General features: G+C 41.8%; 25 protein-coding genes. 17 read left to right on the forward strand and 8 right to left on the reverse strand.

Translation table 11 applies throughout. From position 1 onward, the window contains the following. Positions 1 to 21: 21 nt before the first annotated feature. Both AC570H_RS07170 and AC570H_RS07175 read right to left on the reverse strand, forming a co-directional pair. Entirely contained in the window at positions 22 to 321 is a 300-nt protein-coding gene (locus AC570H_RS07170) for an MmcQ/YjbR family DNA-binding protein (RefSeq protein ID WP_497353171.1), read from the reverse strand. A 1-nt stretch (position 322) separates the two neighbouring features. Beyond that, complete coding sequence (locus AC570H_RS07175; protein ID WP_497353173.1) at positions 323 to 1,093, reverse strand: queuosine precursor transporter; 771 nt, start codon at positions 1,091 to 1,093, stop codon at positions 323 to 325. Between the two features lie 243 nt (positions 1,094 to 1,336). Between AC570H_RS07175 and AC570H_RS07180 the strand changes: the two genes are divergently transcribed. From AC570H_RS07180 to AC570H_RS07220, 9 genes are all read left to right on the forward strand, one after another. Next, positions 1,337 to 2,539 (forward strand): multidrug effflux MFS transporter, encoded by a 1,203-nt coding sequence (locus AC570H_RS07180; RefSeq protein WP_497353175.1) that lies wholly within the window; start codon positions 1,337 to 1,339, stop codon positions 2,537 to 2,539. 62 nt (positions 2,540 to 2,601) lie between these two features. Then, positions 2,602 to 3,747 (forward strand): methionine aminotransferase, encoded by a 1,146-nt coding sequence (locus tag AC570H_RS07185; RefSeq protein WP_497353177.1) that lies wholly within the window; start codon positions 2,602 to 2,604, stop codon positions 3,745 to 3,747. A 25-nt stretch (positions 3,748 to 3,772) separates the two neighbouring features. After that, a complete protein-coding gene (locus tag AC570H_RS07190) occupies positions 3,773 to 4,579 on the forward strand; it encodes a nitrilase family protein (RefSeq protein ID WP_497353179.1) in 807 nt (268 codons plus the stop codon). Positions 4,580 to 4,608: 29 nt separating this feature from the next. Further along, positions 4,609 to 5,640, forward strand: coding sequence for a glycosylasparaginase (locus AC570H_RS07195; protein ID WP_497353181.1), 1,032 nt, complete (start codon positions 4,609 to 4,611; stop codon positions 5,638 to 5,640). An 18-nt stretch (positions 5,641 to 5,658) separates the two neighbouring features. Beyond that, positions 5,659 to 6,537, forward strand: a complete 879-nt coding sequence (locus AC570H_RS07200) for a YegJ family protein (protein ID WP_497353183.1) — start codon at positions 5,659 to 5,661, stop codon at positions 6,535 to 6,537. Next, entirely contained in the window at positions 6,527 to 7,285 is a 759-nt protein-coding gene (locus AC570H_RS07205; protein ID WP_497353185.1) for a copper homeostasis protein CutC, read from the forward strand. The genes AC570H_RS07200 and AC570H_RS07205 overlap by 11 nt, the downstream gene beginning before the upstream one ends. Before the next feature lie 211 nt (positions 7,286 to 7,496). Beyond that, on the forward strand, positions 7,497 to 7,934 hold the full coding sequence (locus AC570H_RS07210) for a hypothetical protein (protein ID WP_497353187.1): 438 nt from the start codon (positions 7,497 to 7,499) through the stop codon (positions 7,932 to 7,934). Between the two features lie 4 nt (positions 7,935 to 7,938). After that, the gene (locus AC570H_RS07215; RefSeq protein ID WP_497353189.1) at positions 7,939 to 10,866 is read left to right on the forward strand and encodes a GH92 family glycosyl hydrolase; all 2,928 of its coding nucleotides are present in this window, start codon (positions 7,939 to 7,941) and stop codon (positions 10,864 to 10,866) included. A gap of 59 nt (positions 10,867 to 10,925) precedes the next feature. After that, the gene (locus tag AC570H_RS07220; RefSeq protein ID WP_497353191.1) at positions 10,926 to 11,510 is read left to right on the forward strand and encodes a hypothetical protein; all 585 of its coding nucleotides are present in this window, start codon (positions 10,926 to 10,928) and stop codon (positions 11,508 to 11,510) included. A 268-nt stretch (positions 11,511 to 11,778) separates the two neighbouring features. Here AC570H_RS07220 and AC570H_RS07225 read toward each other — a convergent pair whose 3' ends face one another. Beyond that, on the reverse strand, positions 11,779 to 12,888 hold the full coding sequence (locus AC570H_RS07225; protein WP_497353193.1) for a S41 family peptidase: 1,110 nt from the start codon (positions 12,886 to 12,888) through the stop codon (positions 11,779 to 11,781). A gap of 227 nt (positions 12,889 to 13,115) precedes the next feature. On the opposite strand from AC570H_RS07225, the gene lepA reads away from it, so the two are divergent. Then, positions 13,116 to 14,903 carry a translation elongation factor 4 gene (gene lepA, locus AC570H_RS07230; RefSeq protein WP_497353195.1) on the forward strand — a complete coding sequence of 596 codons (1,788 nt, stop codon included), beginning with the start codon at positions 13,116 to 13,118 and terminating at the stop codon, positions 14,901 to 14,903. A 94-nt stretch (positions 14,904 to 14,997) separates the two neighbouring features. Beyond that, entirely contained in the window at positions 14,998 to 15,879 is an 882-nt protein-coding gene (locus AC570H_RS07235; RefSeq protein WP_497353197.1) for a bifunctional 5,10-methylenetetrahydrofolate dehydrogenase/5,10-methenyltetrahydrofolate cyclohydrolase, read from the forward strand. 170 nt (positions 15,880 to 16,049) lie between these two features. On the opposite strand, the gene AC570H_RS07240 is transcribed toward AC570H_RS07235, so the two are convergent. Beyond that, entirely contained in the window at positions 16,050 to 16,376 is a 327-nt protein-coding gene (locus AC570H_RS07240) for a Rieske (2Fe-2S) protein (protein WP_497353199.1), read from the reverse strand. A 1-nt stretch (position 16,377) separates the two neighbouring features. Then, positions 16,378 to 17,142: a hypothetical protein gene (locus AC570H_RS07245; protein WP_497353200.1), complete on the reverse strand. Its 765-nt coding sequence runs from the start codon at positions 17,140 to 17,142 to the stop codon at positions 16,378 to 16,380. Between the two features lie 75 nt (positions 17,143 to 17,217). Between AC570H_RS07245 and AC570H_RS07250 the strand changes: the two genes are divergently transcribed. The 3 genes from AC570H_RS07250 to AC570H_RS07260 are packed head-to-tail and all read left to right on the forward strand — an operon-like array spanning position 17,218 to position 20,211. Beyond that, positions 17,218 to 17,841 (forward strand): 7-carboxy-7-deazaguanine synthase QueE, encoded by a 624-nt coding sequence (locus AC570H_RS07250; protein ID WP_497353202.1) that lies wholly within the window; start codon positions 17,218 to 17,220, stop codon positions 17,839 to 17,841. A 51-nt stretch (positions 17,842 to 17,892) separates the two neighbouring features. Beyond that, positions 17,893 to 19,791, forward strand: a complete 1,899-nt coding sequence (locus tag AC570H_RS07255) for an OmpA family protein (RefSeq protein WP_497353204.1) — start codon at positions 17,893 to 17,895, stop codon at positions 19,789 to 19,791. A 3-nt stretch (positions 19,792 to 19,794) separates the two neighbouring features. After that, the gene (locus AC570H_RS07260) at positions 19,795 to 20,211 is read left to right on the forward strand and encodes a DUF6526 family protein (protein WP_497353206.1); all 417 of its coding nucleotides are present in this window, start codon (positions 19,795 to 19,797) and stop codon (positions 20,209 to 20,211) included. 102 nt (positions 20,212 to 20,313) lie between these two features. On the opposite strand, the gene AC570H_RS07265 is transcribed toward AC570H_RS07260, so the two are convergent. From AC570H_RS07265 to recQ, 3 genes are all read right to left on the reverse strand, one after another. Further along, entirely contained in the window at positions 20,314 to 21,036 is a 723-nt protein-coding gene (locus AC570H_RS07265) for a YqjF family protein (RefSeq protein WP_497353208.1), read from the reverse strand. Between the two features lies 1 nt (position 21,037). After that, positions 21,038 to 21,847, reverse strand: a complete 810-nt coding sequence (kdsA, locus tag AC570H_RS07270) for a 3-deoxy-8-phosphooctulonate synthase (protein ID WP_497353210.1) — start codon at positions 21,845 to 21,847, stop codon at positions 21,038 to 21,040. 179 nt (positions 21,848 to 22,026) lie between these two features. Beyond that, positions 22,027 to 24,216 carry a DNA helicase RecQ gene (recQ, locus tag AC570H_RS07275; protein WP_497353212.1) on the reverse strand — a complete coding sequence of 730 codons (2,190 nt, stop codon included), beginning with the start codon at positions 24,214 to 24,216 and terminating at the stop codon, positions 22,027 to 22,029. Between the two features lie 88 nt (positions 24,217 to 24,304). Here recQ and AC570H_RS07280 point away from each other — a divergent pair, with 88 nt between their 5' ends. The 3 genes from AC570H_RS07280 (at position 24,305) to AC570H_RS07290 (ending at position 26,970) form a co-directional block, all read left to right on the forward strand. Next, positions 24,305 to 25,270, forward strand: a complete 966-nt coding sequence (locus tag AC570H_RS07280; RefSeq protein ID WP_497353214.1) for a KpsF/GutQ family sugar-phosphate isomerase — start codon at positions 24,305 to 24,307, stop codon at positions 25,268 to 25,270. A gap of 20 nt (positions 25,271 to 25,290) precedes the next feature. Beyond that, the gene (locus AC570H_RS07285; RefSeq protein ID WP_497353216.1) at positions 25,291 to 26,382 is read left to right on the forward strand and encodes a mannose-1-phosphate guanylyltransferase; all 1,092 of its coding nucleotides are present in this window, start codon (positions 25,291 to 25,293) and stop codon (positions 26,380 to 26,382) included. 123 nt (positions 26,383 to 26,505) lie between these two features. Further along, on the forward strand, positions 26,506 to 26,970 hold the full coding sequence (locus AC570H_RS07290) for a GNAT family N-acetyltransferase (protein ID WP_497353218.1): 465 nt from the start codon (positions 26,506 to 26,508) through the stop codon (positions 26,968 to 26,970). Positions 26,971 to 26,979: the final 9 nt, after the last annotated feature.

Here is a 26,979-nt window from a genome sequence, read left to right on the forward strand (position 1 = left end):
TTTTTTGGGTGCCCTGTTTTTTCAAGCCTGTAGCAGCAAGGCTTCGAGATCTGCCGGATCAACCCTATCCAAATTCACCAACATGTATTTGTATTTCACATAGTGGGCTGTAATAAAGAAGGTTGATGGATCTTTCTGCATCCATTGTTCCCGCGCTAAGGTATGCACCACTAAATTTTCGCCATCTTCTTTTAACCGGGCAAAAATATGCTTGTTTACATAGAAGGCTGGGGTTTCAAAACAAAGCTGTTCGGTAACGCCGGGGAAACCCATTACGGTATTCCTAATAAACGTTAATGCCAGCAATGTATTGTCTTGCATATTATCCCCTTCCGGCCATCTTAATCATTCTATGGGCCAAATCCTTGCCTAAATAACGATCTATAATTCCATGTACGAGGTATAAGATCGGAGTCATGAGCAGTGCCACCACAAATTTATAGATGTAGCCAACCAAGCCAATGGCTGCCACCATTTGCCAGCTCCAGTGGTATTTCGGATTAAGGTAAAAAGCGATAAAGATTACGACGAAACTGTCTATCAGTTGTGAAATTACAGTAGATCCGGTAGCGCGCAACCATAAAGCCCTTTCACCGGTTACTTTTTTAATGCGGTGAAAAATAATTACATCGGCCATTTGTCCAATCAAAAAAGCAATAAGCGAACCTACAATGATCCACATTCCCTGACCAAAGATATTGTCGAAGGCATCAACCATGTTCAGGTTATGTCCATTTACATCTTGGTTGACCCAAAAATCCGAAGGACTAAGCTGCATCGAACCCCAGGCCACAAAAAAGGCAAAGGCAATGAGAATACAAGTGAGAATAGAAAGAAAGCGAACCTGCTTCACCCCAAAATACTCATTGATGATATCCGTCATGATAAAGATGATTGGCCAGGTTAACACCCCTGCCGACATGTTGAAAGAGAGGTTGGGCACACCAAATAAATTGATGTCGAATTTCTTGATGCCCAAAGTACCCTCTACCGAAAAAATCTTTACTCCAATAAACTCTGATAAGATGGCATTGGCCACAAAAAATGCACCCAGAACGAGTAGCAAACGGCTTTCCTTGGTTTTAAAAGTCATAAAAGCTAAAATACAACTATTTTAAGATAAACGAAATTTTAAGCCCTTGCGCTTTGTCACAATTTAACTCAAGTTCCTATCAAACGCGTCATACCTTACAACGATCTGGCATCTCAACTCGAGATAGATTCTTCATTGCGTTCTGGATGACAAACCGGCTAAAAATATTAACCTAATTTTGACAAGATTTAGACGGCGCCCATTTTTCAAATGCCCATCTTTGCCTGCTCTTAAAATTACCTCATGGCGAAATCGAAAACCCTTCTTATTTTTATATTAGGTCTGTTGGCTGCACTCGGTCCTTTTTCTATCGATATGTACCTGCCTGGCTTTACGGCTATTGCCAAAGACCTGCATACCGATGTACCTAATGTTTCCTTGTCGCTGTCGAGTTTTTTTATCGGTATTTCTGCCGGGCAGCTGCTCTACGGCCCGCTTTTAGATAAGTTTGGAAGGAAGAAACCACTTTATTTCGGTTTAGCCTTATACATTGCTTCTTCTTTAGGCTGTTTATTTGTGACTACGATAGATCAGCTGATCATTTTAAGGTTTGTACAAGCCATTGGGAGCTGTGCCACGGCGGTAGCTTCGGTAGCCATGGTAAGAGATTTGTTTACGGTAAAAGAAAGCCCTAAGGTATTTGCCTCGCTCATGTTGGTTATTGCAGCCTCACCTATGCTGGCTCCTACTGTGGGCAGCTATTTTATCGCTTCTATGGGCTGGCCTTCCATCTTTGTATTTTTAAGTGGCATGGCTGTGCTGATGCTTTTGCTTTCTATCTGGAAACTGCCCGAAAGCTTTATTCCCAACCCCAATTATTCACTTAAGCCTAAACCCATCCTCACCAACTTTGCGATTGTGCTTAAAGAGCCTTCTTTCTATACCTATGCTTTGGTCAGCGCCATTACTTTCAGTGGCTTGTTCGCTTATGTCTCTTCTTCGCCCATCGTATTTATGAGCATCTACAAAGTAAGCGAAACTGGATATGGATGGATATTTGCCTTATTATCAGTATTTTTTATCGGATTTAGTCAAGTAAATAGTTATATCTTAAAATGGTTTACCAGTAGGCAGATCGTGAACTGGGCTTTGATTGCGCAATGTGTATTTAGCCTGTTGTTTTTGCTGGCTGCTGTCAATAACCTACTCAATTTGTATACTACGATTGCTTTTATTGCACTGTTTTTATCTTGCTTAGGTTTCATCAATCCAAATGCTTCTGCTCTGGCCTTGGCGCCATTTAGCAAAAATGCCGGAAGTGCTTCGGCCTTAATGGGTGCCCTGCAAATGGGTCTGGGTGCTTTGGCATCGGCTATGATCAGTGTATTTGCTGCTGATGCCGTTTGGCCTATGCCTGCCGTAATGACTATGGCAGCGGTTATCGGTTTGTTTTGTTTGTTGATCGGAAATAATAAAATCAAACCCAATACGGCTACTAACCAATAATTTGACCATCATTTTAACGTTATTGGCAATATTGAAAGAGATTATTGCTATTTTCGTCATACATGATGCTTATAAATTCTAAACTACCTACTGTGGGCACCACTATTTTTTCGGTGATGTCTAAATTAGCCCAAGAACACAATGCCATAAACCTTTCGCAAGGTTTTCCAGACTATCCTGCAGACCCAAAACTGATCAAATTCGTGGCCGATGCCATGAAGGATGGCCATAACCAATATGCTCCTATGCCCGGCTTAATGGCCCTGCGGGAAGCAATTGCGGCCAAAGCAGCCAGATTTTATCAGGCAGATTATAACCCAGATACAGAAATTACCATCACCGCTGGTGGCACACAGGCCATTTTTACCGCTTTGGCGGCCGTGATCAATCCTGGCGACGAGGTGATTATTTTCGAACCTGCCTACGATTGCTATTCGCCCACCGTAAAACTGTTTGGCGGCCTAGTTAAGCCATTCGAACTGCATGCGCCCGACTATAAAATAGATTGGGAAATGGTGAAAAAGCTCTTCACCGCAAATACCAAAATGATTATCCTCAACAGTCCTCAAAATCCAACTGGAAGCATATTGGACAAGGCTGATATCGAAGCGCTGATTAAGCTCACGAAAAACACAGATGTAATGATCTTGAGCGATGAGGTGTACGAACATCTTATTTTTGATGGAGAGCAACATCAGAGCGTAGCACTCTATCCAGAACTGAGGGAACGTAGTTTTGTAGTTGCATCTTTTGGTAAGTTATTACACACTACAGGCTGGAAATTAGGCTATTGTATGTCTCCTGCTAAATTAATGAATGAATTTAGAAAGGTCCATCAATTTAACGTATTTAGTGTAAACCTGCCTATGCAGGTAGCCATTACCAATTACCTCAAAAGCGAAAACGTTTACGAAGAACTGTCCTTATTTTTTCAGCAAAAAAGAGATTTCTTCCGCGACCTGTTAAAGGAGACAAAATTTAAATTATTACCTTGTAAAGGCTCTTATTTTCAGTGCGTAAGCTTTGATCAAATCAGCGAAGAAAAAGATACCGAAATGGCCATTAGGCTCACTAAGGATTTTGGAGTGGCCAGTATTCCCGTTTCGGCATTTTACACCAAGGGAACAGATAACAAGATATTGAGATTTTGCTTCGCCAAAGAACAAGATACATTAGAAAAAGCCGTTGAAAGACTAGTAAAACTATAATTTTCATCCCTAAAAAATTATAAAAATGGAAAGTCCACAATATTTAAACATCCCAAACCTTAAAGTCACGGTCTTTCAGGCCTATTTGTTCTGGGAGAATATTGACAAGAACCTTCAGAATATCTCGCTGAGGCTATCCGGTGGTGTTCGCGAAAAAACCGACCTCATCGTACTTCCTGAGATGTTCAATACAGGTTTTACCATGAAAGCCGAAGAAATGGCCGAAGAGATGGGTGGCAAAACCATGCAATGGCTTACCAAAACCGCTGCCAATTACGATTGCGCAGTAACTGGAAGCTTGATCATCAAAGAAAACGGCAAATACTATAACCGAATGATCTGGATGTTGCCCAATGGCGATTTTCAGTATTACGATAAGCACCATCTTTTTGGCATGGGCGATGAAGACGAAAATTATACTGCAGGTGAAAAACAATTGATTGTAGAGCTAAAAGGATGGAAAATACGTCTGGCGGTTTGCTACGACCTTCGTTTTCCGGTATGGCTGCGCAACAAAAATGCCGAATACGACATCCTCTTGCTGGTAGCCAGCTGGCCAGATAAAAGATCATCGCATTGGCGCACATTGATCCATGCCCGCGCCGTAGAGAACCAAAGCTATGTAATTGCAGTTAACCGTGTAGGTCATGATGGAAACCAGGTTTACCATAGCGGCCACTCGATGTGCATAGATCCTTATGGCAATACTGTTTATTACAAGCCGGAAGACGAAGATCTTTATACGTTCAGCATCAACTATCCCGATTTGGAAAAAATACGCAGGCAGTTCCCTTTCTTAAAAGATGCCGATAATTTCACTCTTAATCCCTAAACAAACCAAACTACTATACTAAACCAAATATGTTTAACCGAAGAAAATTTATTAAGGCAGGTGCCTTTTCTACTGCACTTTTGGCCATCGATAAAAAAAGCATGGCCAATGTTATTCCTACTAGCCATACAAGTGCTACCAAACCCATCGTAATTTCTACCTGGGATTTTGGCGTAGCAGCCAATGCCGCGGCGTGGAAAGTATTAAGCGGTAACGGAAGGGCTTTGGATGCGGTTGAACAAGGCGTTTGGGTACCAGAAGCGGATGAGAGCAATCAATCTATAGGCTATGGTGGCTTACCCGATCGCGATGGCAAAGTAACCTTGGATGCCTGTATCATGGACGAAGCCGGCAATTGTGGCGCAGTATTGGCACTAGAGCATATCATGCACCCTATTTCGGTGGCCCGCAAGGTGATGGAAAAAACCCCACACGTGATGTTGGCTGGCGACGGTGCCTTGCAATTCGCCTTAGAACAAGGCTTCAAGAAAGAAAACCTCCTTACGGCAAAAAGCGAAAAAGACTGGAAAGAATGGCTCAAAACAGCCAAATATGAACCGGTAATGAATATCGAGAACAAACTCTATGATAAAGTTGCTCCTCAAAAACTGCCTGGAAACAAATACAACCACGATACCATCGGCATGATCGCACTGGATGCAAACGGCAATCTTTCTGGAGCCTGTACTACAAGCGGCATGGCCTATAAGCTACATGGCCGGGTAGGCGATAGCCCGATTATCGGCGCCGGATTGTACATTGACAACGAAATTGGCGGTGCTACCTCAACCGGCGTTGGCGAAGAAGTGGTAAGAAACGTTGGTTCGTTTTTGGTGGTAGAGCTGATGCGTCAAGGCTATTCGCCAGAAGATGCCTGCAAAGAAGCTGTGATGCGCATCATTAAAAAGAAGCCAGAAACGGCTAAAAATATTCAGGTAGGCTTTTTGGCCATGAACAAAAAAGGCGAATATGGAGCTTATGCCATCCAGCAGGGCTTTACTTATTCGGTTTGCGATGCCAAAAAACAAGACCTCGTCATCAAAGGAAAAAGCTATTATTAATTATTAAACGAAAACACAATGGGATTGCTATCAAAAATTTTCGGAAAAAAGAACGTTGCCGAGCGAAAAGGCGAACCAGATATGGTTTATGTGCCCAATGAAGACGAAGGCATGAAGTGGGCCATAGAAAAAGCTAATCTTACGCTTTGGTATTTTGAAGAGAGCCTCCAAAATCCACAGCCTTTTCAATCTTACTTTTCGGTAAAGGTTAAAATTATAGATGGCGACCTTGGAGAGCATATTTGGCTTACAGAGCCTCATTTTGATGAAGATGGCAATCTTTTTGGAACAGTTGGCAATGAACCTGTTGACGTAAAAACGGTAAAAATCGACCAAAAAATAGGCGTTGATCGGGATCATGTATCAGATTGGATGATCATAGAACACGGTCGCCTGATTGGAGGCTATACCATTCGGGCCATTCGAGACAACGTGCCAGAGAGTGAACGCCAGAACTTTGACCAAAGCATTGGCTTGTATATAGATGAAGGCGTAGACTACTTCAAACCGAATTTCGACACCCCCGAAGGTGCTATTCTAGCCATAGAAGACGCTTATAGAAAAGAAGACCTCGACGCCGTATTGGCCTGCAAGGATTTTACGGCTGAAGCGAAAACCACTATGGCCAAAATGAACATAGAACCAGATGACGAAACCGTAAAAGGTCTAGCCGAAGTATTGGAATTATCTTTCATCAAAAGCACCAACGAATATGGTTTTCCGAACTTTAATGGGATTACGAGTGCTTTTCCAAGCAGGGAGAAAATTACGGATGAACATTGGATCATTACCGAAGTTTGCTGGTATTCGGATGGCGGAAAATCTGTTCAACAAATCAACGTAGCCAACACTGCGAATGGTTGGAAAGTGTTAAATCCGGTTAGCGATGACGAATAACAATTCGCCTGAACTTACGCTAGAGATCTGCGCCAATTCTTTTGCCTCGGCCAAAGCCGCTGCTATTGGTGGTGCCAAACGGGTAGAGCTCTGCGAAAATATGGCCGAAGGTGGCACTACGCCAAGCTATGCACAGATCAAGCTTTCTAAAGAACAGCTCGACATTCAAGTTTGGCCAATTATCCGTCCACGAGGTGGCGATTTCCTTTACAGCGACGATGAATTTGAACTGATGAAGACAGACATCCAGCTTTGCAAGGAACTGGATTGTGCTGGTGTGGTTATTGGCATTTTAACTGCCGACGGCGCGATAGACAAGGAACGTTGTGCCGAACTCATCACGCTTGCCGCTCCCCTGCCCATTGCTTTTCATCGCGCATTTGACATGTGCAACGATTTGGAGCAGGCACTAGAAGACCTGATCGAACTGGGCATTGTTCGTGTACTCACTTCTGGCGGAACGGCAAGTGCACAAGAAGGTGCTCCACAGATTGCCCAATTGGTTAAACAGGCAAATGGAAGGATTGAAATTATGCCAGGCGCTGGCATAAATGCCAGTAATATCCTTCAAATTAAGGAAGAAACCGGCGCAACTACTTTTCATTCTTCGGCAAGGGCAATTGTCAAAAGTAAGATGGAGTACCGGAACCCTATAACCAAAATGGGCGATATGGAAGATGAATATCAATTTGAACAAACTGATCTTGCCAAGGTAAAAGCCCTTGTAAATGCCTTAAACGCAACCTAATGAAATTTGCCATCTATTTATTTCTCTTGCTCGCAACGGTATTGCTGGTTTTGTCTTTTGTTTTAAGGCTAGATACACTTGACATCAATTTTCATGATACCTATTTTATTTTTGATCACGCCTTGCTGTTAAGATTGGCTTCATTTCTATTCTTGTTTGTAGCAATCATCTTATTCAGTATCCATAAACTAACTCGCAGCAAATTAAACAAATGAAATATACCTTAGCTTTTATCCTGTTATGGCCCCTATTGGCGTTTAGCCAAAACAAGGAAAGCAAAGCTCCAGCTTTTGCGCTAGGCACTTTTACCGACGATTATGGCATCAGCTATACCATTAACGATACTTTGTGGGTTCAAAATCCGAACCTCAAATACCATATTGTTAAGTGGAATCCAGAAAAACAGTACCTGATTGCCAAAAACGATGCAAAAAATAAAACCGATGGCAACAAATATACACGGATAGATTACATGACTTTTAGCGGAATGGAACCTTGGCATTGGGGGTTTTGCTTAACCGTTTATGATGCCGAAACCGATCAGCAGGCAGAACAAATCGCTTATGTAGATCGCCAAAATCCTAAAAAAGGATGTAACGGCTATCCCTTTTCGCGCATGAAAAAGACAGAACCTAAACCTGAAAAATAGCTTGATGAAATTCTCCAAACTCCTGGTTGCCTTTTTACTCACCAGTACAGTGGCATTGGCCCAAAGCAAAAAGAACTATAACCAATACGTCAACCCTTTTATTGGTACAGGTGGTCATGGGCATACCTATCCTGGTCCGGCCTTGCCTTTTGGAATGATCCAACCTGGGCCCGATACCCGCTTAGAAGGTTGGGACGGCTGTTCGGGCTATCACTATTCCGATTCGTTGATTTATGGCTTTTCTCAAACGCATTTAAGCGGTACAGGCGTGGAAGATTATTGCGATTTCCTGCTGATGCCAACCGTCGGAAAGCCTCAATTCATCAACAAGCAATACGCATCTCCTTTCCAAAAGAAAAACGAGAAAGCCAGTCCTGGTTATTATGCTACTTTCTTAGACAAATACCAGGTGAAGGCAGAAGTAACCGCAACACGCAGAACCGGATTGTATAAATTTACTTATCCAAAGTCCAAAGAATCGAACATTATCATTGATTTAAAACATCGCGACAAGGTGCTGGATAGCTGGGTAGAAATCATCAACGACCGAGAAATTAGAGGCTACCGCAAATCAAGCGCATGGGCCAAGGCACAGGAGCTCTATTTCCATGTGCGCTACAACAAGCCCTTTAAAACCTATGGCATTGCCGTTAACGACGAACTGCAGCCCAACCTGAAAAAAGCCAGAGGCACCAACCTTAAATTGTACATCCAGTTTGAAACCGATAGCCAAGAAGCCGTTCTGGCACAAATTGCCATTTCTGCGGTAGATGAAGCCGGGGCCTTAAAAAACCTCAATGCATCAACAGATAGTTTTAATTTCGACAAAACACTGGAAAAAGCACAGCAAAGCTGGAATAAAGAATTAGCCAAGATTGAAGTGGAAAGCACCAATACCAAAAACTTAACTACTTTTTATACTGCGCTTTACCACAGCCTGCTTAATCCGAATTTATACATGGATGTAGATAACCGCTACCGTGGTTTAGACAATAAAATCCATACGGCTAAGGGCTTTGAATATTACACAGTTTTCTCTTCATGGGATACTTACCGTACCGAAAATCCGCTGTTGACCTTAATTGATCGCAAACGTACATTGGATTTCATCAAAACCTTTTTGGCCATGCACCAGCAAAGCGGTTTGTTGCCTGTTTGGCCATTGGCTAATTACGAGACTTATTGTATGATTGGCAATCACGCTATCCCAGTCATTACTGATGCCTATGCCAAAGGAATTCGTGGTTTTGATATTAAATTGGCCTTGGAAGCCATGAAACATGCCGTAAACCGGAAACAGTTTGGCATTGATGTCTATGCCAAAAATGGGGCTGTTTTAGCTGATGTAGAACATGAAAGCGCCTCTAAAACCGTAGAATATGCTTATGACGATTGGTGTGTTGCCCAATTTGCAAAAATGATTGGAGCCATTGCCGATTACCAAACTTATATGGCTAGGGCACAAAACTGGAAAAACGTATACGATCCTTCTACCGGACATATCAGGGCACGTAACAATGGTGGCTGGTGGAAGCCCTTTAATCCAACAGAAGTCAATAACAACTATACCGAAGGTAACTCATGGCATTATAGCTTTAGCACCCAGCAAGATGTAAACGGCCATATGCAAATGATGGGTGGCGAAAAGGCTTACCAAGAGAAACTAGATGAGCTTTTTACCACCAAACAAGGCCTTACTGGCCGTGACCAAAGCGATATTACCGGATTGATTGGCCAATATGCCCATGGCAATGAACCTAGTCACCATATGGCTTACCTGTTCAATTTCACCTCGCATCCTGAGAAAACACAATATTACATCAACAAAATCATGAACGAACAGTACCATGATCAGCCTGATGGCCTTTCGGGCAATGAAGATTGCGGACAAATGAGTGCCTGGCTGGTGATGAGTGCTATGGGCTTCTACCCTGTTTCGCCTGGCAACAACATGTATGTGGTGGGTACGCCTTGGTTCAAAAAGATGAGCATCAGTTTAGAAAACGGCAAAAAGATCGTTATCAATGCGCCCAAGCGCGATGAAAGCAATTATTACATCAAAGGCATCTCTATTAATAGCAAGGCCCACAACCAGCTTTACCTGGATTTTGCCAACCTGGCCAATGGCGCAAGCCTTAATTTCAATATGAGCGCAGAGCCAGATATAAATTATCTGAACAGCCTGAAAAAACCAATCATGAAAATCGGTGGTACTTTAATTGTTCCAAATCCGATTATAGAAGGTCCGCAAGAAACTTTTAAGAACAAAGCAACCGTAACATTAAGCGATGCATTGGCTACCGCTGTAATTTATTATACTACAGACGGAACCGAGCCTAATTCCAATTCGAAAAAATATACCGCGCCCTTCGAAATCGGCAACGACATCACCATCAAAGCCATTGCCTACCAAAAAGGCTATAAAACCAGTTATGTAAGCACTGCCGTTTACAAGAAAATCAATAATAGCTACAGCGTTAAAATTAACAGCGAAATTAACAAAAGCTTTACTGGCGGAGGCAACGATGCCTTGATTGATGGGGTTAGAGGTGCGATCAACTGGCGAGTTGGCAACCGCTGGCAGGGTGTTTGGGGCAAAGACTTTGACGCTATTTTAGACCTGGGCAAAAGCCAGCAGGTAAATTCGGTAAGCATTGGTGCTTTGCAAGATACGCAGGCTTGGATCATTTTTCCGCCAGAAACCGAATTCTTTATTGCCGGCGACGATATGAACTTTAAATCGATTGGCACCGTAAAAGCGCCTGTTGAAGCAAAAGACTACAATATCCAAATCAAGGAATTAGGCACCAAGGTAAACAGTGCTTGCAGGTACATTAAAATCGTAGCCAAAAACTACGGAACCCTGCCTAGCTGGCACGAAGGTGCCGGTGGCTTGGCGCATACCTTTTTTGATGAAATAACCGTTAAATAAGCACTTTCGCGAGGTAGGCGCAAGATTTATTAAATTTAACAACATAGCATATTGAGGAGATGGAAGTACCAAATATTAGAAGGATAGTTCCGTTTTATTATGAACTTATTTTTGAGTTCGATAATGACGAATACCGTGTATTTTCACCTGAAAAAAGCAAGCTTTATTCTCGTTATCCCTTTTTAGCCTATCCAAATCGATTAAAATCATTTGTATTTGATCAAACTCAAATCAAATGGAACAATGGCGTTTCGCTTAATAAAAAATTCATTTACGAACATACTGAGCAAAAGCCTGTTAGTGATTTTTTAAATACTGAAGTAGAAATTGGTTACAGGTATGAAGAATCTTCAGGTTTGCTGAATACTTTCAAAGGTTTAGATAGAAAATACAGCTTATCATTACGCCCATTTGATGCAGACCAAAGCTTTACGCTAAACATTACAAAAGGACATGGAGATGCCACGTGGGACGATAAAACTTTACACTCCTTACCTGAGCTGCTGAACCAAACAAACTGGAAAGCATACTTCGATGAATCCAAATATGCTTGGGCAGTTGATATCATTCAGGAAAACGAAAAAATCGATAAAATAAAGGAAACCCTTCTTATAGAAATTTGCAAACGGACGAAGTTTGAATAAGTTGGTTTCAAATTGCAAAAAAACCACAAGCCCACCAATACTAAACCAGATTGAAGCGACATCCTTTTTTGGCCCTAAGGCTAAAAAGATAGAGCGAAAAGCGGGACTGAAGCCACAGAAGAACTACTGAATTTGCTTTTCAAAAAATCTAGCAAGGAAACTTAAAAGCTTTTTCTAGGTAGCTATCTAATCAGTGTCCGACCTGACTAAACTCTAGCCTTCCACCTTCAAACCCTCTACCTTCTACCTTTAAATTTTCTCGCCTCAATTATTTATCTGCAGCCTCTAACCTGTCTTTGATCAGTCCTATTTTATTTTTTTGGGCATTATCAATTCTTACATCTGGTGCAATACCGATGTTATCTATGGGGTTTTTAGGGAGACGTTTAGAACGTGATATGGGTATGGTTAGGTTATAAGCCTCGCAAGGGATATCAAAATATTGAAAATTGGCATAATCTAACATGCCGTAAGAGTTTTCGCCAAAAACGGTTACTTTCTTACTCTGTTTAGCCATCAGCAGAAAGGATTCGGCAGAGCTTGCCGAATTACGGTCGATTAAAACAGCTACTTTTTTGGGATAGTCGTAAACCTTGCTTAAGGTAATTAGAGCAGTATCTTTACCGGCTGGATTTACAAATTTGCCAATGTTGCTTTTCATTAACGAAACAATATTACCTATGTAACTGGCAGTTTCTTTATTTAAGTTTTTATTGGTTAACTCTTGTTCATAAATGGCAATATTATCTGCTGTAGCCCAATATTCTGAAGCCAAAGTGGCCATAGCATTGGTATAAAGGTAAGGTAAAAAGGGGCTATAAGTAAAATCGGTTCCTCCCATATTCCCTCTAATATCGATGATCCAATTTGGAGTTGCCTGCAATTCGGCTTCGTATTTTTTCATTAGGCTATCTACGTTTTTCTTTTCTGCATATTCAAAAGACGGCAAGCTAATGAGCAAGGTTTGACTACTCAATTGTTTGATACTGGTTTTGTTGGCCAAAGTATCTGTGGCAGCTGGCGGAAGCACTTTGAACTTTGCAAACTGCTTATTTAATTGGCCGAGTTTCTCTGGATATTTTTCTCGGTAACGCCAATCGAGTTGTACCCTTAAATGCTGGTCTTTAAAATAGTTGGTCCATTTACGTAGCAAAACGTAGCAAGTGTCTATATTATTGGTGTTTTTAGCTTTTTCGGCTAATTCCTTGGTAAAGCCGTCGAACTCTTTTTGGTTTGAAGGATTGACTTTGTCGTTATAACCAGCATAATTCTTGCTCACTTTTTCTACGGTATAGTTGAAATTGATGGCACAATTACAATCCTGTGCCACTAAACGGGTAGTAAATAGCACAAATACAAACAGCAAAGCATTTTTCATCAGCATCTTTTAATTAAAGACGAAAATATCAAACAATAGTTGCATTTGAAATAAAAAACCACCGGTCGGGAATTGTAATCTTTTCTTTAGTCCATGGTCGATAGTAAATGGTCAATAGCCCAAGATGTTTAACCTTCTGCTTCCATTTTCCATCTCACCTCTTCCATTTTACCTTTAGTGTTTCCCCCTGTTTCATCTTCCATTTCAAAAAGCTATCTTTGCACAAAATGAAGCACATACGTAATTTCTGCATAATTGCACATATTGACCACGGAAAGAGCACTTTGGCCGACCGTTTATTAGAATACACCAATACCATTAGCCAGCGCGAGGCACAAGCCCAACTGCTCGATAATATGGATTTGGAGCGCGAACGTGGTATTACCATTAAAAGCCACGCCATCCAAATGAACTATAAAGTGAATGGCGAGGAATATGTATTTAACCTGATCGACACGCCCGGCCACGTTGACTTTTCTTACGAAGTTTCGCGCTCTATTGCGGCCTGCGAAGGTGCTTTATTAATTGTTGATGCTTCTCAAGGCATACAGGCCCAAACCATTTCTAACTTGTATTTGGCTTTGGAACATGACTTGGAAATTATTCCAATTTTAAATAAAATGGACTTGCCTGGCGCCATGCCGGAAGAAGTAAAAGACCAGATTATTGACCTGATTGGTTGTAAACGCGAAGAAATCATCCCAGCTTCTGGCAAAACCGGAATGGGAATTCCAGATATTTTACAGGCAATTGTTGACCGTGTTCCTGCTCCTGTTGGCGATCCGACCGGACCATTGCAGGCATTGATCTTCGATAGCGTGTTTAACTCTTTTAGAGGAATTATTGCCTATTACAAAGTAGTAAACGGCGAAATCAAAAAAGGCGACAAAGTAAAGTTCATCAATACCGGCAAACAATACCTGGCCGATGAGGTGGGGATTTTGAAACTGGACATGTCGCCGAGAAACAGCGTGAAGACCGGAGATGTAGGCTATATCATTTCGGGGATTAAAGAAGCACGAGAAGTAAAGGTTGGTGATACCATTACTACCGTAGAAAACGGCTCTGCTGATGCCATTCAAGGTTTTGAAGAGGTAAAACCGATGGTATTTGCAGGAATTTACCCAGTTGATACCGACGAGTTTGAAGAACTGAGAGAGGCCATGCACAAACTGCAGCTAAACGATGCTTCGATTGTTTTCGAGCCAGAAAGCTCTGCGGCATTGGGCTTTGGTTTCCGTTGCGGTTTCTTGGGTATGCTGCACATGGAGATTATCCAGGAACGTTTAGAGCGCGAGTTCGATATGACGGTAATTACCACCGTTCCCAACGTATCTTATGTGGCACACACCACAAAAGGGGCCGAAATTGTGGTGAACAACCCATCTGATTTGCCTGATCCAAGCAAACTTGATTCTGTAGAAGAACCTTATATTAAAGCCAATATCATTACCAAAGCCGAGTTTGTGGGTCCGGTAATGTCATTGTGTATCCAAAAAAGAGGGACTATCGTTAACCAATCGTACCTCACTTCAGATCGCGTAGAGCTGATTTTCGAGATGCCAATGGGCGAAATCGTATTCGATTTTTACGATAAGCTAAAAACCATTTCTAAAGGTTATGCCTCGTTCGATTACCATCAAATAGGCTATCGTAAGTCTGACTTGGTAAGATTGGATATGTTGCTGAACGACGAACCTGTTGATGCACTGTCTTCATTGATCCACCGTAGCAATGCCTACGATTTTGGCAAGAAGATCTGCGAAAAATTAAGGGAACTCATCCCCCGCCAACAGTTTGAGATCAAGATCCAAGCTTCTATTGGTGCCAAGGTTATTGCCCGCGAAACGTTGAGCGCCTTGCGTAAAGACGTAACGGCGAAATGTTATGGTGGTGATATTTCGCGTAAACGCAAGCTCTTGGAAAAACAGAAAAAAGGTAAAAAACGCATGCGCCAAGTGGGTAACGTAGAAATTCCGCAAACGGCGTTTATGGCGGTGTTAAAATTAGATTAATTAGAATCAAGATTTGAGTATCAAGTAGCAAGAGAAATATTGAACCAGCTACACTCTTGATACTCGATACTTGCTACCCGATACTTAATATAGAATGAAATTACTCGACGGAAAATTTGCCTCAGAAAAGATCAAAACCGAAATAGCTGAAGAAGCAGCTTCATTTTTAGCAGAAAGCGGACGTAAGCCTCACCTGGTAGCCATATTGGTTGGCCACGATGGTGGTAGCGAAACCTATGTAGTCAGCAAGATGAAAAACTGCGAAAAGGTTGGTTTCCAATCATCTTTGGTGAGATATGAAGACACCGTTACCGAGGCGGAGCTTTTACAAAAGGTCCAGGAAATAAACGAGGATGCCGGTGTGGATGGCCTAATTGTTCAATTGCCTTTGCCCAAACATATCGATCCAGAAAAAGTAACCGCGGCTATTGACCATCGCAAAGACGTTGACGGCTTCCACCCTATTAACCTGGGCAGGATGATGCGCAACTTGCCTTGTTTCATTCCAGCTACGCCTTATGGCATTTTATTGATGCTACAGGCTTATGATATCGATACAGCCGGCAAACATTGTGTTGTAGTAGGCCGAAGCAATATTGTGGGAAGTCCGATGAGCATTTTAATGGCCCGTAATGCCAACCCAGGCAACTGTACCGTAACCTTAACCCACAGCAGAACCCAAAACCTAAAGGAAATGGTTTTGCAGGGCGATATCATTGTAGCCGCCATTGGCAAAAAGAATTTTGTAACGGCTGATATGGTGAAACCGGGAGCTATTATCATCGACGTAGGCATTAACCGCGAAACTTCTGAAACTACCAAATCGGGCTATAAGCTTTACGGAGATGTAGATTTTGAAAATGTTGCCCCTAAAGCTTCGTGGATTACTCCTGTACCGGGCGGCGTGGGCTTGATGACCATTGTAGGCTTGCTTAAAAATACCTTAGCTTCGGCAAAGAAAGAAATTTATTCCTAGATACGTCATCCTGAACTTGATTCAGGATCTATCTTGATTGAAATGCCGGATCGCGGTCCGGCATAACTATTCCTTTTAAGCATTTGTTGTTGTTCTTCACCAACAAGCAATTTTAACCGATAGTTGAGCTATTAATCATCAACTATTGAAAGAGGCTAACGCTCTTCTAGCTAAAATAACCGCTTCCACCAGCTTTCCTTAAAGCCTACATATAAGCCATCTTCGCGTTGTTCTGTGGGATAGATATCAATGTAATCGCCTTGGCCTGGAGCACCCTTACCTGTTGTTAAGCTGTATTCGTAACGATGGATGGGGCAAACGATGTTTCCCTCCTTACACCAGCCACCACTTAAAATCCCACCCGCATGTGGGCAGGTGTTCTGAATCACATAGATTTTTTCTTCATGTTTAATGAGGCAGAGCTTCTTACCATTAACTTTAATCTGCTCTACCAGATCATGGTCAGGTATTTGAAAATCTACCTTAAACCATTCCATGTTAATATTCTATTTTGAAATTTAGCATTTCTGGCTTATCCATTGCCTCTATCATATCCAGCTTTAGGGTAACCTGCTTTTTATCGGCTGATAAGGTAGCATTTGGGTTTCCTGTGCTTTTGGCAGGGCGAGGAAGATTGATAACAACCGTACTGGTCATTTTCATGTTCATCCCTTTCAGCATTTCCACAGTCTGCTTGTCCTTATCCCTAATGGCTGCATAAACCTCAGGTTTGATCATTCGTCCAAAAGTATTCGGCGTAATGACATATTCGTACTCCTTATTTTTAAACGGCACATCTGGTTGTCCGCCAGCTTCTGCAGGAACTCCTTTGGGATTCATCATGTTTCCTATTTTGCCTTTCTCTAACAAAGTGCCAAAGTTTCGCACAAAATAGTCGAGTTCGGCAGTAGATTTCCCTTTGTTTGAAAAATCAATCTTAAAAATACCTTCAGCCATGTTCATTTGCATGCGCACATCGCTTTGTTTCATTAAGGCCAATTCTTCTGTGGTAAAATTTTTCTTTAAGCTATCAGGTATCGTACCCAAATTCACCAAGGTATCTTTGGCAGTTTTGAAATCCTTTGTTTGCTTTACCGAATCGGGTGTCATGGCTGATACCATTTTGAGCAATTGACCCATGTTAAGGCCATAATTCGCGGTATAGGAACCATCGGCATTAAGGTTATAGGTTTCCTCTATTTCAAAGCAAGAGCTTAAGAATAGACATAATACGGCTAAAACAGAAAGGAGTTTAATTTTCATGATCGTTAAATATTGCTTTGGCAAGATACACATATTCGCATAACGCACATAATTTTAGTAAATTTGCCGAAATTTATGGCACATCAAATACCAGAAGACGGCACATTGCTTCCATTAATGGAAGAGTTCTATACCATACAGGGCGAGGGATTTAACACGGGAAAAGCGGCTTATTTTATCCGTTTGGGGGGTTGCGACGTAGGTTGCCATTGGTGCGATGTGAAAGAAAGCTGGGATGCCGAACTGCATGCCTTGACTTCGGCAGATGAAATTGCAGCCAAGGCCCTTATCTATCCGGGCAAAGCCGTAGTGGTTACCGGTGGCGAACCTTTGATCTATAATTTAGATTACCTCACCAAAAAGCTACAGGAACAAGGCATCTTAACCTTTATCGAAACGTCTGGCGCCTATCCGCTTTCGGGTTCGTGGGACTGGATCTGTCTTTCTCCCAAAAAGTTTAAGGCCCCAAGGCCAGATATTACTCCTTTTGCCAACGAATTAAAAGTAATCGTATTTAACAAAAGCGATTTCGATTGGGCAGAAAAATATGCGGCGACCGTTTCGCCAAGTTGCAAACTTTACCTGCAACCAGAATGGTCAAAGGCCAAAGAAATGACTCCATTGATAGTTGACTATGTAATGGCCAATCCAAAGTGGGAAATTTCCTTGCAAACGCACAAATTCCTCAACATTCCTTAATTAATTCTAGATTTTATTTACATTAGTCTATTACCAAATGGTGATGGGCTAATGAACAAATATTTGATCTTATTTTTATGCTTTTTAATGGCTTTGAGCACAAATGCCCAAAATTCTGTCGTTAAAAAAGCCCAAAACAGTTTCGAAGATGCGCAACAATACCTGAGGCAGAATATCTATGACGAAGGCATCAAGTATTTGGAAGAAGCAGTAAAAGCCGATCCCAAATTTCAGCTCGCCTATATCCAGTTAGGCGATGTGTATCGGCGCATGAAAAACCATGTCAAAGCTAAAGAAAACTATGTTAAGGCGGTAAATGCGGCGCCTACCGTAGAAGCCCGAATTTATTATGTGTTGGGGGAGAGCGAACTTTTAACAGGCGACTACGCCAATGCCAAAAAACACCTCGAGCTTTTTAGGCAACAATATTCGGGTACCGACCAAGAATTGCCCAACAAAGCAAAGAAATATATTTTAGATTGTGATTTTGCCATAGTGGCCATTAAATCGCCAGAAAAATATGAGCCCATCAACATGGGTTTTTATATTAACAGTCCAAACAGAGACTATTTTCCGGCGTTAACTGCCGATGGACAGACGATTATCTTTACTCGCGTAGTAGAAGGTAACGAGGATTTTTACGTATCGAACAAAAAAGCCAACGAATGGCAAAAAGCACAGCCGTTGAGCAATAAGATCAACACCCCCAATTACAACGAAGGCGCCCAATCTATTTCGCCAGATGGAAAATACCTGTTTTTTACGGGTTGCAATCGCCCTGATGGCATGGGCCGATGCGATATTTATGTTTCGAGAAAAGAAGGAAACGACTGGGGCAAAGCCATTAATTTGGGCAAAACAATTAATTCGGAGTATTGGGAATCGCAACCTTCCATTAGTCCAGACGGAAGCACGCTTTATTTTGTGAGCAACAGGCCTGGTGGCGTCGGCAGCTACGATATTTGGAAAAGCAACTTAACCGACGAAGGCGAGTGGACGCCTCCAGTAAATTTGGGACCTAACATCAACACCCCATATGATGAAAATACACCATTTATCCATGCCGATGGCAAAACGCTCTACTTTTCATCTGATGGCTGGCCAGGATTCGGCAATAAAGACATTTTTTACAGCAGGCTAAATGACAGTGGCGAATTTACCAAACCAAGCAACTTGGGCTACCCCATCAATACTTTTAATGAGGAAATTGGCCTAATTGTTACTGCAGATGGTACTGAAGGCCTATTTTCATCAAATATGGTGAATGGTGGCTTTGGCGATTTGGATATTTATCATTTCTCAATCCCTGAAAAATCTAAACCCCTGCCCGTTACCTATGTTAAGGGAATTGTAAAAGACAAAGAAACCAAGCAATTGCTCGAGGCCAATGTAATGGTCATCGATCTTAAAACCAGCAATGCCGTATTTAACGATTTCACTTCCAGCGAAACCGGTGATTTTTTAGCCGTTATGCCTATCGGAAGCGATTATTCCTTTAACGTAGAAGCAAATGGCTATTTGTTTTATTCGCAGCATTTTGAGCTCAAACCGTCCAATGCCAATAAGCCTTACGAAGTAGAAATATTAATGGACAAGATCAAGGTGGGTGGCGAAGTAACCATGCACAACATCTTTTTCGACACCAATAAGTACGAGCTCCTACCCGCTTCTATGGTTGAGCTTAATCTGCTCATTGAGCTGCTCAAAAACAATGAAAACGTAGCCATCGAAATACAAGGACATACCGATAATGTTGGCGATGAAAAAATGAACCAAAAATTGGCTGAAAACAGGGCAAAAGCCGTGTATGATTTCTTGGTTAAAAGCGGTATTTCGGCCAAACGCCTAAGCTATAAGGGTTATGGAGAAACCAAACCCCGATTTGACAATACTACAGAAGAAGGCCGACAACAAAACAGAAGAACAGAGTTTACCATTACCAAAGCATAAGCCATGGAACAAAACTTCAACAACCACAGACGCTTCTTTCCTCCCTACCATTTCTTCACTGTCCCTCTAATCCTTACCGGATTGGGGTTTGCCATTTATGCTTTTGTAGAAGCGCCAGATTTAACCCATGGTTTAATCGTGTTAGCTTTTATGCTGATTGGCTTGGCCACACTTTTTGCCAGGTTCTTCGCACTGCGCGCACAAGACCGCGCCGCAAGAGCTGACGAAAGACTACGTTATTATATCCTTAGTGGCAAAATGCTTCCTACTACATTGCAGATGGGCCAAATTATGGCGCTAAGGTTTGCCAGTGATGAAGAATTGGTTGCTTTGGTTGATAGAGCGGTAAACGAACAGCTTTCTACTATCGAGATTAAAAAAGCCATTAAAGATTGGCGTGGGGATTACCATCGAATCTGATATTCGTCATTTCAATAATTACTTGTCATTCCGAGGCACGAGGAATCTATTTTAAACAATCTCTTCCCAAATCTTTCACTTCGCTCTGGATGACAAGTTTCGTTAATAGGTTAACCTTTTGCCTTTGAGAACCCTAATTGGGGAACCTTCGGCCAGCATTACAGAATCTGGCTGCGTGTGAGACAGAAAAGAGAAATCAGCTCCGTAATTGACGGCAAAATCTACATCAATATGGTAACTTTTGAGCGGGTAAACTTCCCAGCGGGGATGTTCAACGCCATATTCAGAGGTCACCTGAGGCTTCAATTTGGTGTAGCCCCAATAATGCTCGGTAATGAATTCTTCTTTGCTCCCGGCTTCTATGGCTTGCGGTTGCGATGAAGCGAGTACAGAAAAGCTATTCCACACCTTGTTTTTCCATGCATATTCAACCGTAAGCTCATCTTGTTCAATTTTCCACAGGTGTTTGGTGGGCAAGGTCTGGTAATTTTCTTTGTAAATGGTATTGGCAACAAAAGTCAGCGCAGGCTTTGGCACAATCTCCTTGACGAATACCACTCCCCTTTTGATCAAATCGCCATCCTTATATTTCACATAAAACCTAAGGTTGATCTCTTCAAAATTCTCATGAAATGGAATGCTCAGGCCTCTAAGCTTGGTGTTGATAAACATGAAACCTACCAAGCTTACATAATATTTGCCCTGCCAATCGTCTAATTCGGTAAATGGAGGCAAATACTGGAGCAGGATTTCTTTGTCGACCGCATAATTGGCCAATACCAACTTGCGCCATTCGGCAGTTAAAAAGACCCTGTTTCCAAGCACCTTAAATTACAGCTTGTCTAATTCTGATCAGTTTAACCAACAATTCTTCTAAAAGAGCCAAGTTGAGCATGTTGGCGCCATCAGATTTGGCATTGGCCGGATCAGGGTGGGTTTCGATGAACAAACCATCTGCGCCTACCGCAATAGCTGCTTTGGCAATGGTGGTAATCAGTTCAGGTTTTCCTCCGGTTACGCCGCTGCTTTGGTTCGGCTGTTGCAAGGAGTGCGTACAATCCATCACCACTGGTACGCCAAAACCTTGCATTTCTGGCAAGCCACGATAATCTACAATCAGGTCTTGATAGCCAAAAGTGTTGCCACGATCGGTTAAAATCACTCTGTTATTGCCCGAATCATTGATTTTCTCTACTGCAAACTTCATGGAACCTGCCGAAAGGAACTGGCCTTTCTTTACGTTTACCACTTTGCCGGTTTCAGCAGCAGCGATCAGCAAATCTGTTTGTCTGCACAAAAAGGCGGGAATCTGCAATACATCTACATAAGCAGCAGCCATAGCGGCCTCAGCACTTTCGTGGATATCGGTTACAGTAGGAACATCGAAGGTTTTGCCAACTTTTTCCAGAATTTTAAGTGCTTTTTCATCACCAATTCCAGTAAATGAACTGCCTTTACTCCTGTTGGCCTTACGATACGATCCTTTAAAGATATAAGGAATATTCAGCTTATCGGTTAGGTTTACGATCTTCTCTGCAATGCGAAGGGCAATATCCTCGCCTTCTATGGCACAAGGGCCAGCCATTAAAAAAAAGTTATTTGAATCTTGGTGTTTGAGTTTTTCTATTTGCAACATTTTGTATGATGTAAAATGGGGATGGAAGATGTAAGATGGAAAATGTAAGATCAATCATATATCCTCTTCCAGTTTACCTTCTACCACCTGTTAGTTAAATTGAAAATGGAACATGAAAGCTGGAATGCAAGAATGGGTTAATCCATCTTACATTTTCCCTATCACCTATTACATTTTCTTTAGTTTCCTAGTTCAGACATGAATTTGATACGCATCAATTGTATCTCTTCACGTGTATAATCGTTTTCGCCTAAATCGCTCAGGGCATCGTCAATCGAATCGTTATCGGCAGCGCGGAAGTAATCAAACACTTCGTCTTGCCTGTCTTCGTCAATTACTTCATCAACAAAATAGGAAAGATTTAGTTTGGTTCCAGAGTTCACAATGGCTTCTACCTCTTTTAACACATCAAAATAAGTTAAGCCTTTAGAACGGGCGATATCCTCTAAACCGATCTGGCGGTCAATGTTTTGAATGATCGAAACTTTTAAGGCCGATTTGTTGGCTTGGGTTTTGATCACCAGGTCAATCGGTCTTTCAATGTCGTTGTCTTCTACGTATTTCTTGATCAGTTCGATAAATGGACTGCCAAATTTAAGTGCCTTGCCATTTCCAACACCAGAAATCTGTTTCAATTCATCCATCGCAATCGGATAATGCGTACACATTTCTTCCAATGACGGATCTTGAAAAACCACAAACGGCGGGACGTTTTTCTGCTTGGCAATTTTCTTGCGCAGGTCTTTTAACAGCTGCAATAATTGTGTATCCAATGCACCTGTTCCCTGTTTTACCTCTTCTTCATCTTCCTCGCTCACGTTATCGATTTGCTCATTCAGAATGAACTTGAGGCTATAGGGGTTTTCTATAAAGTCTTTGCCAATCTTGGTCAAATGCAGCAAACCATAGTTGTCGATATCCTTCGCTACAAAATTATTGAGTACTGCTTGCCTGATCAGCGATTTCCATAACAACTCGCCATCTTCCTTGCCTTGTCCGAATTCTGGCAGTTTACCTTGCTCGTAAGCTATGGTTTGGGCCGTTTCATTGCCCATAAAGATGTTGAGCAAGTGTGTATCGTCAAACTTTTGGCCTGTACTTTCTACCAGTTTAAGCAACGTAAGCAGATGTGTTTCGGCTTCGAATTGTTGTTTTGGCTTTTTGCAATTGTCGCACATGCAGTTACAGCCGGTTTCGTTAAAGTTTTCGCCAAAGTAATGCAGGATCTGTTTTCTGCGGCAAACGCCAGATTCGGCATAATCAATTACTTCCTTTAAAATCTGTGTACCGATTTCGCGTTCAGATACCGGCTTGTCTTTCATAAACTTAGCCAGTTTATCTACGTCTTTCTGCGCATAAAAAGCAATACACACCCCTTCGCCTCCGTCTCGGCCGGCTCTACCTGTTTCTTGGTAATAGCCTTCCATGCTTTTCGGAATATCGTGGTGGATCACAAAACGTACATCTGGTTTATCGATGCCCATACCAAAGGCGATGGTAGCTACAATCACCTCTACGTCTTCCATCAAGAACTTGTCTTGTGTTTCTGCGCGTACTTTAGGCTCCAAACCTGCGTGGTAAGGCAATGCCTTTATCCCGTTAAGGTTCAGGCTTTCTGCTACTTCTTCAACCTTTTTACGGCTTAAGCAATAGATGATCCCTGATTTTCCGGTATTGTATTTAATGTATCGGATCATTTCCTTGATTACATCACGCTTGGGGCGGATTTCGTAAAAAAGGTTAGGCCTATTAAATGAGGATTTGAACAAGGTCGCATCCGTCATCTGTAAGTTTTTTATAATATCTTGCTGTACTTTCGGCGTTGCCGTAGCGGTTAAGGCAATAATTGGGATTTCTTCTCCCAATCCAGTAATCACCTGCCTAATTTTACGGTATTCAGGCCTAAAATCATGGCCCCACTCCGAAATACAGTGTGCTTCGTCTACTGCCACAAAAGAAATCTTCAGCAAACGCAAAAACTCAACGTTTTCTTGCTTGGCCAATGATTCTGGAGCTACATATAGTAATTTGGTCTGTCCATTCAACAAATCGCTTTTTACCTGTGTAATTTCTGTTTTGTTGAGCGACGAGTTTAAGAAATGTGCAATACTATCGCTACCACCAAAAGCCCTCAATTGGTCAACCTGGTTTTTCATCAAGGCAATCAAGGGCGAAATAACGATGGCAGTGCCCTCGCTCATTAGTGCAGGCAATTGATAGCAAATTGACTTGCCACCGCCTGTAGGCATAATTACAAATGTATTATTCCCTTCTAAGATATTGGTAATAATGGGTTCCTGATCTCCCTTAAAATTGTCGAAACCGAAAAAAGTTTGCAGGTTATCAAACAACGACTTTTTCACGTCCATTTTTTGTGTCAAATATTCTGTGCTATTATTGTTCAAAATAACATAATTTTGCAGTAATTGAAAGCATTAATATACTAATAAATTCTCTTTGAAAAGTAAAAAATCAATAATCGAAATAGCTGTTTCAACACTTAAGTTAGAATCAGATGCCATTTTAAACCTTTTACAACATATTAACGATGATTTTATAAAAATCGTTGAGCTAATTTTAGAGAGCAAAGGAAGGGTTATTGTTACAGGAATAGGCAAAAGTGCCATTATTGCGCAAAAGATTGTTGCAACTTTTAATTCTACAGGTACCCCAGCCATTTTCATGCATGCAGCTGATGCCGTACATGGCGACCTGGGCATGATCCAAAAAGACGATATCGTGATGTGCCTTTCCAAAAGTGGCAATACCCCAGAGATTAAGTTATTGGCCCCACTTTTAAAGCAATCTGGCAATGTGCTGATCGGTATGTTGGGTTCGGTAGATTCTGATTTGGCCAAACAGGCAGACCTTATCCTCAATACCAGCGTAGAAAAAGAGGCTTGTCCGCATAATTTGGCGCCAACTACCAGTACAACTGCACAATTAGCCATGGGCGATGCCTTGGCGATCTGCTTATTGGAAGCCAGGGAATTCAACACCGAAGATTTTGCGCGCTACCACCCTGGAGGCTCATTAGGCAAACGATTATATTTAAAAGCTGGAGATTTAGCCCTAAAGAACGAAAAACCGAGTATAGCCCCTACTGCATCTGTAAAAGATGTCATTATTGAAATTAGCAAAAACCGTTTGGGAGCTGTCGTTGTTATTGCCGATGAAAACATACTTGGCGTGATTACCGATGGCGATATTAGAAGAATGCTTGAAAAGCATACAAATATTGCGGAAATCACTGCAACCGACCTCATGAACGTGAATCCGAAAAAGATCGACAAAAATGAATTAGCCCTGCTTGCCTTGGAAGTGATCAAGAAAAACAACATTACGCAATTGTTAGTGACTGAAAATGACACCTATTACGGAATGATACATTTACATGACCTTTTGCAAGAAGGAATTATTTAATTAAAATCTATCTTAGCTACATGAATAAAAATAACTACGCATTAATCATGGCTGGTGGCGTTGGCAGTCGCTTTTGGCCGGTGAGCAGAACCGAATTCCCTAAACAGTTCATTGATTTTTTTGGTGTAGGAAAAACACTTATTCAGAGCACATACGATAGATTTTTGCAGATATGCCCTCCAGAGAACATCTTCATTGTAACCAATGAGATTTATGTAGACCTTATCAAGGAACAACTTCCTACCCTAAGCGATAACCAGATCTTGGCAGAGCCTATCATGCGCAATACCGCTCCCTGTATCGCCTATGGTTCGATGAAAATTGCCGAGCTTAATCCTGATGCGGTAATCGTGGTAGCCCCTTCAGACCATACCATTGCCAACCAGAAAGAGTTTGTACGAGCGATTGAAGAGTCGATGGAGGCTGCAGCCCAAAATAAATGCCTCATTACCTTGGGTATTAAACCAAATAGGCCTGATACAGGTTATGGTTACATCCAATATGTAGATGAGGTATTAGCAAGCGATGCCAACATCCACAAGGTAAAGACCTTTACAGAAAAGCCCAATTTAGAACTCGCTCAATCGTTTATCCAAAGTGGCGATTTCTTGTGGAATGCAGGTATCTTCATTTGGTCGGCCAAAGCCATTAGCCATGCTTTTGAAAAACACTTGCCTGATATGCATGATATCTTTAAACAAGGTACTCCCTTTTACAATACGGCCAACGAGATTACTTTTATAGCGAATGCCTATCTGCAATGTACCAATATTTCGATCGATTTTGGCATTATGGAAAAGGCAGATAATGTATATGTTTTGCCTGCCGATTTTGGCTGGTCTGACTTGGGTACCTGGGCCTCTATTTACGAAATGGCCGAAAAAGATTATGTAGGCAATGCCGTAATCCCTTCTAAGCAGGTGATGATGTTCGATTCGTCAAACTGCATGGTAAACGTACCCGATGAAAAATTGGTGATTTTACAGGGATTGCACAATTACATCGTGGTCGAATCAAACAATACCTTATTGATTTGCCCTCGTTCTGAAGAACAAAATGTGAAACATATCGTTGCCGACGTGAAAGCTAAATTCGGCAACAAGTTTATTTAGAAATATGCCCGTTCACCATCCCGTACCTGACCCGGGATCTATCTTGAGTGAGCTGCTGGATCTCGGTCGAGCATGACGATTCCCTTTTCATTTCCCTATTACATTTTACATTAATTTTATAAAATGGAAAACGCTTTGATCATTAAACCTGCTAGCTTGGCAGATATGGTAACTTTACAAAAGTTTGAACAACAGGTTATCACTGCCGAAAGACCATTTACCAATAACATCAGGCCTGAGAAAGTAAATTATTACGATCTAAAGACCTTAATCGAGAGTGAAAACAGCCATTTGGTAATCGGCTACCTCAACAATATTGCCGTAGCCAGTGGCTACATCAGGATTGAAAAATCGAAGCCTCAACACCAGCCCGATAAGTATGGCTATTTAGGTTTTATGTATGTAGACCAATCTCATCGTGGCCAGGGCTTAAACAGCCAGATTTTGAACCATTTAAAAAGCTGGGCTAAAGGCAAAGGCATTTCTAAGCTTAAGCTAGATGTTTATGCCGAAAATCAGAACGCCATTAATGCCTACAAAAAATTTGGCTTTAACAACCATATGATTGAGATGATGATGGACATTTAGGAATGGAAG

Source organism: Pedobacter sp. B4419, assembly GCF_059693725.1.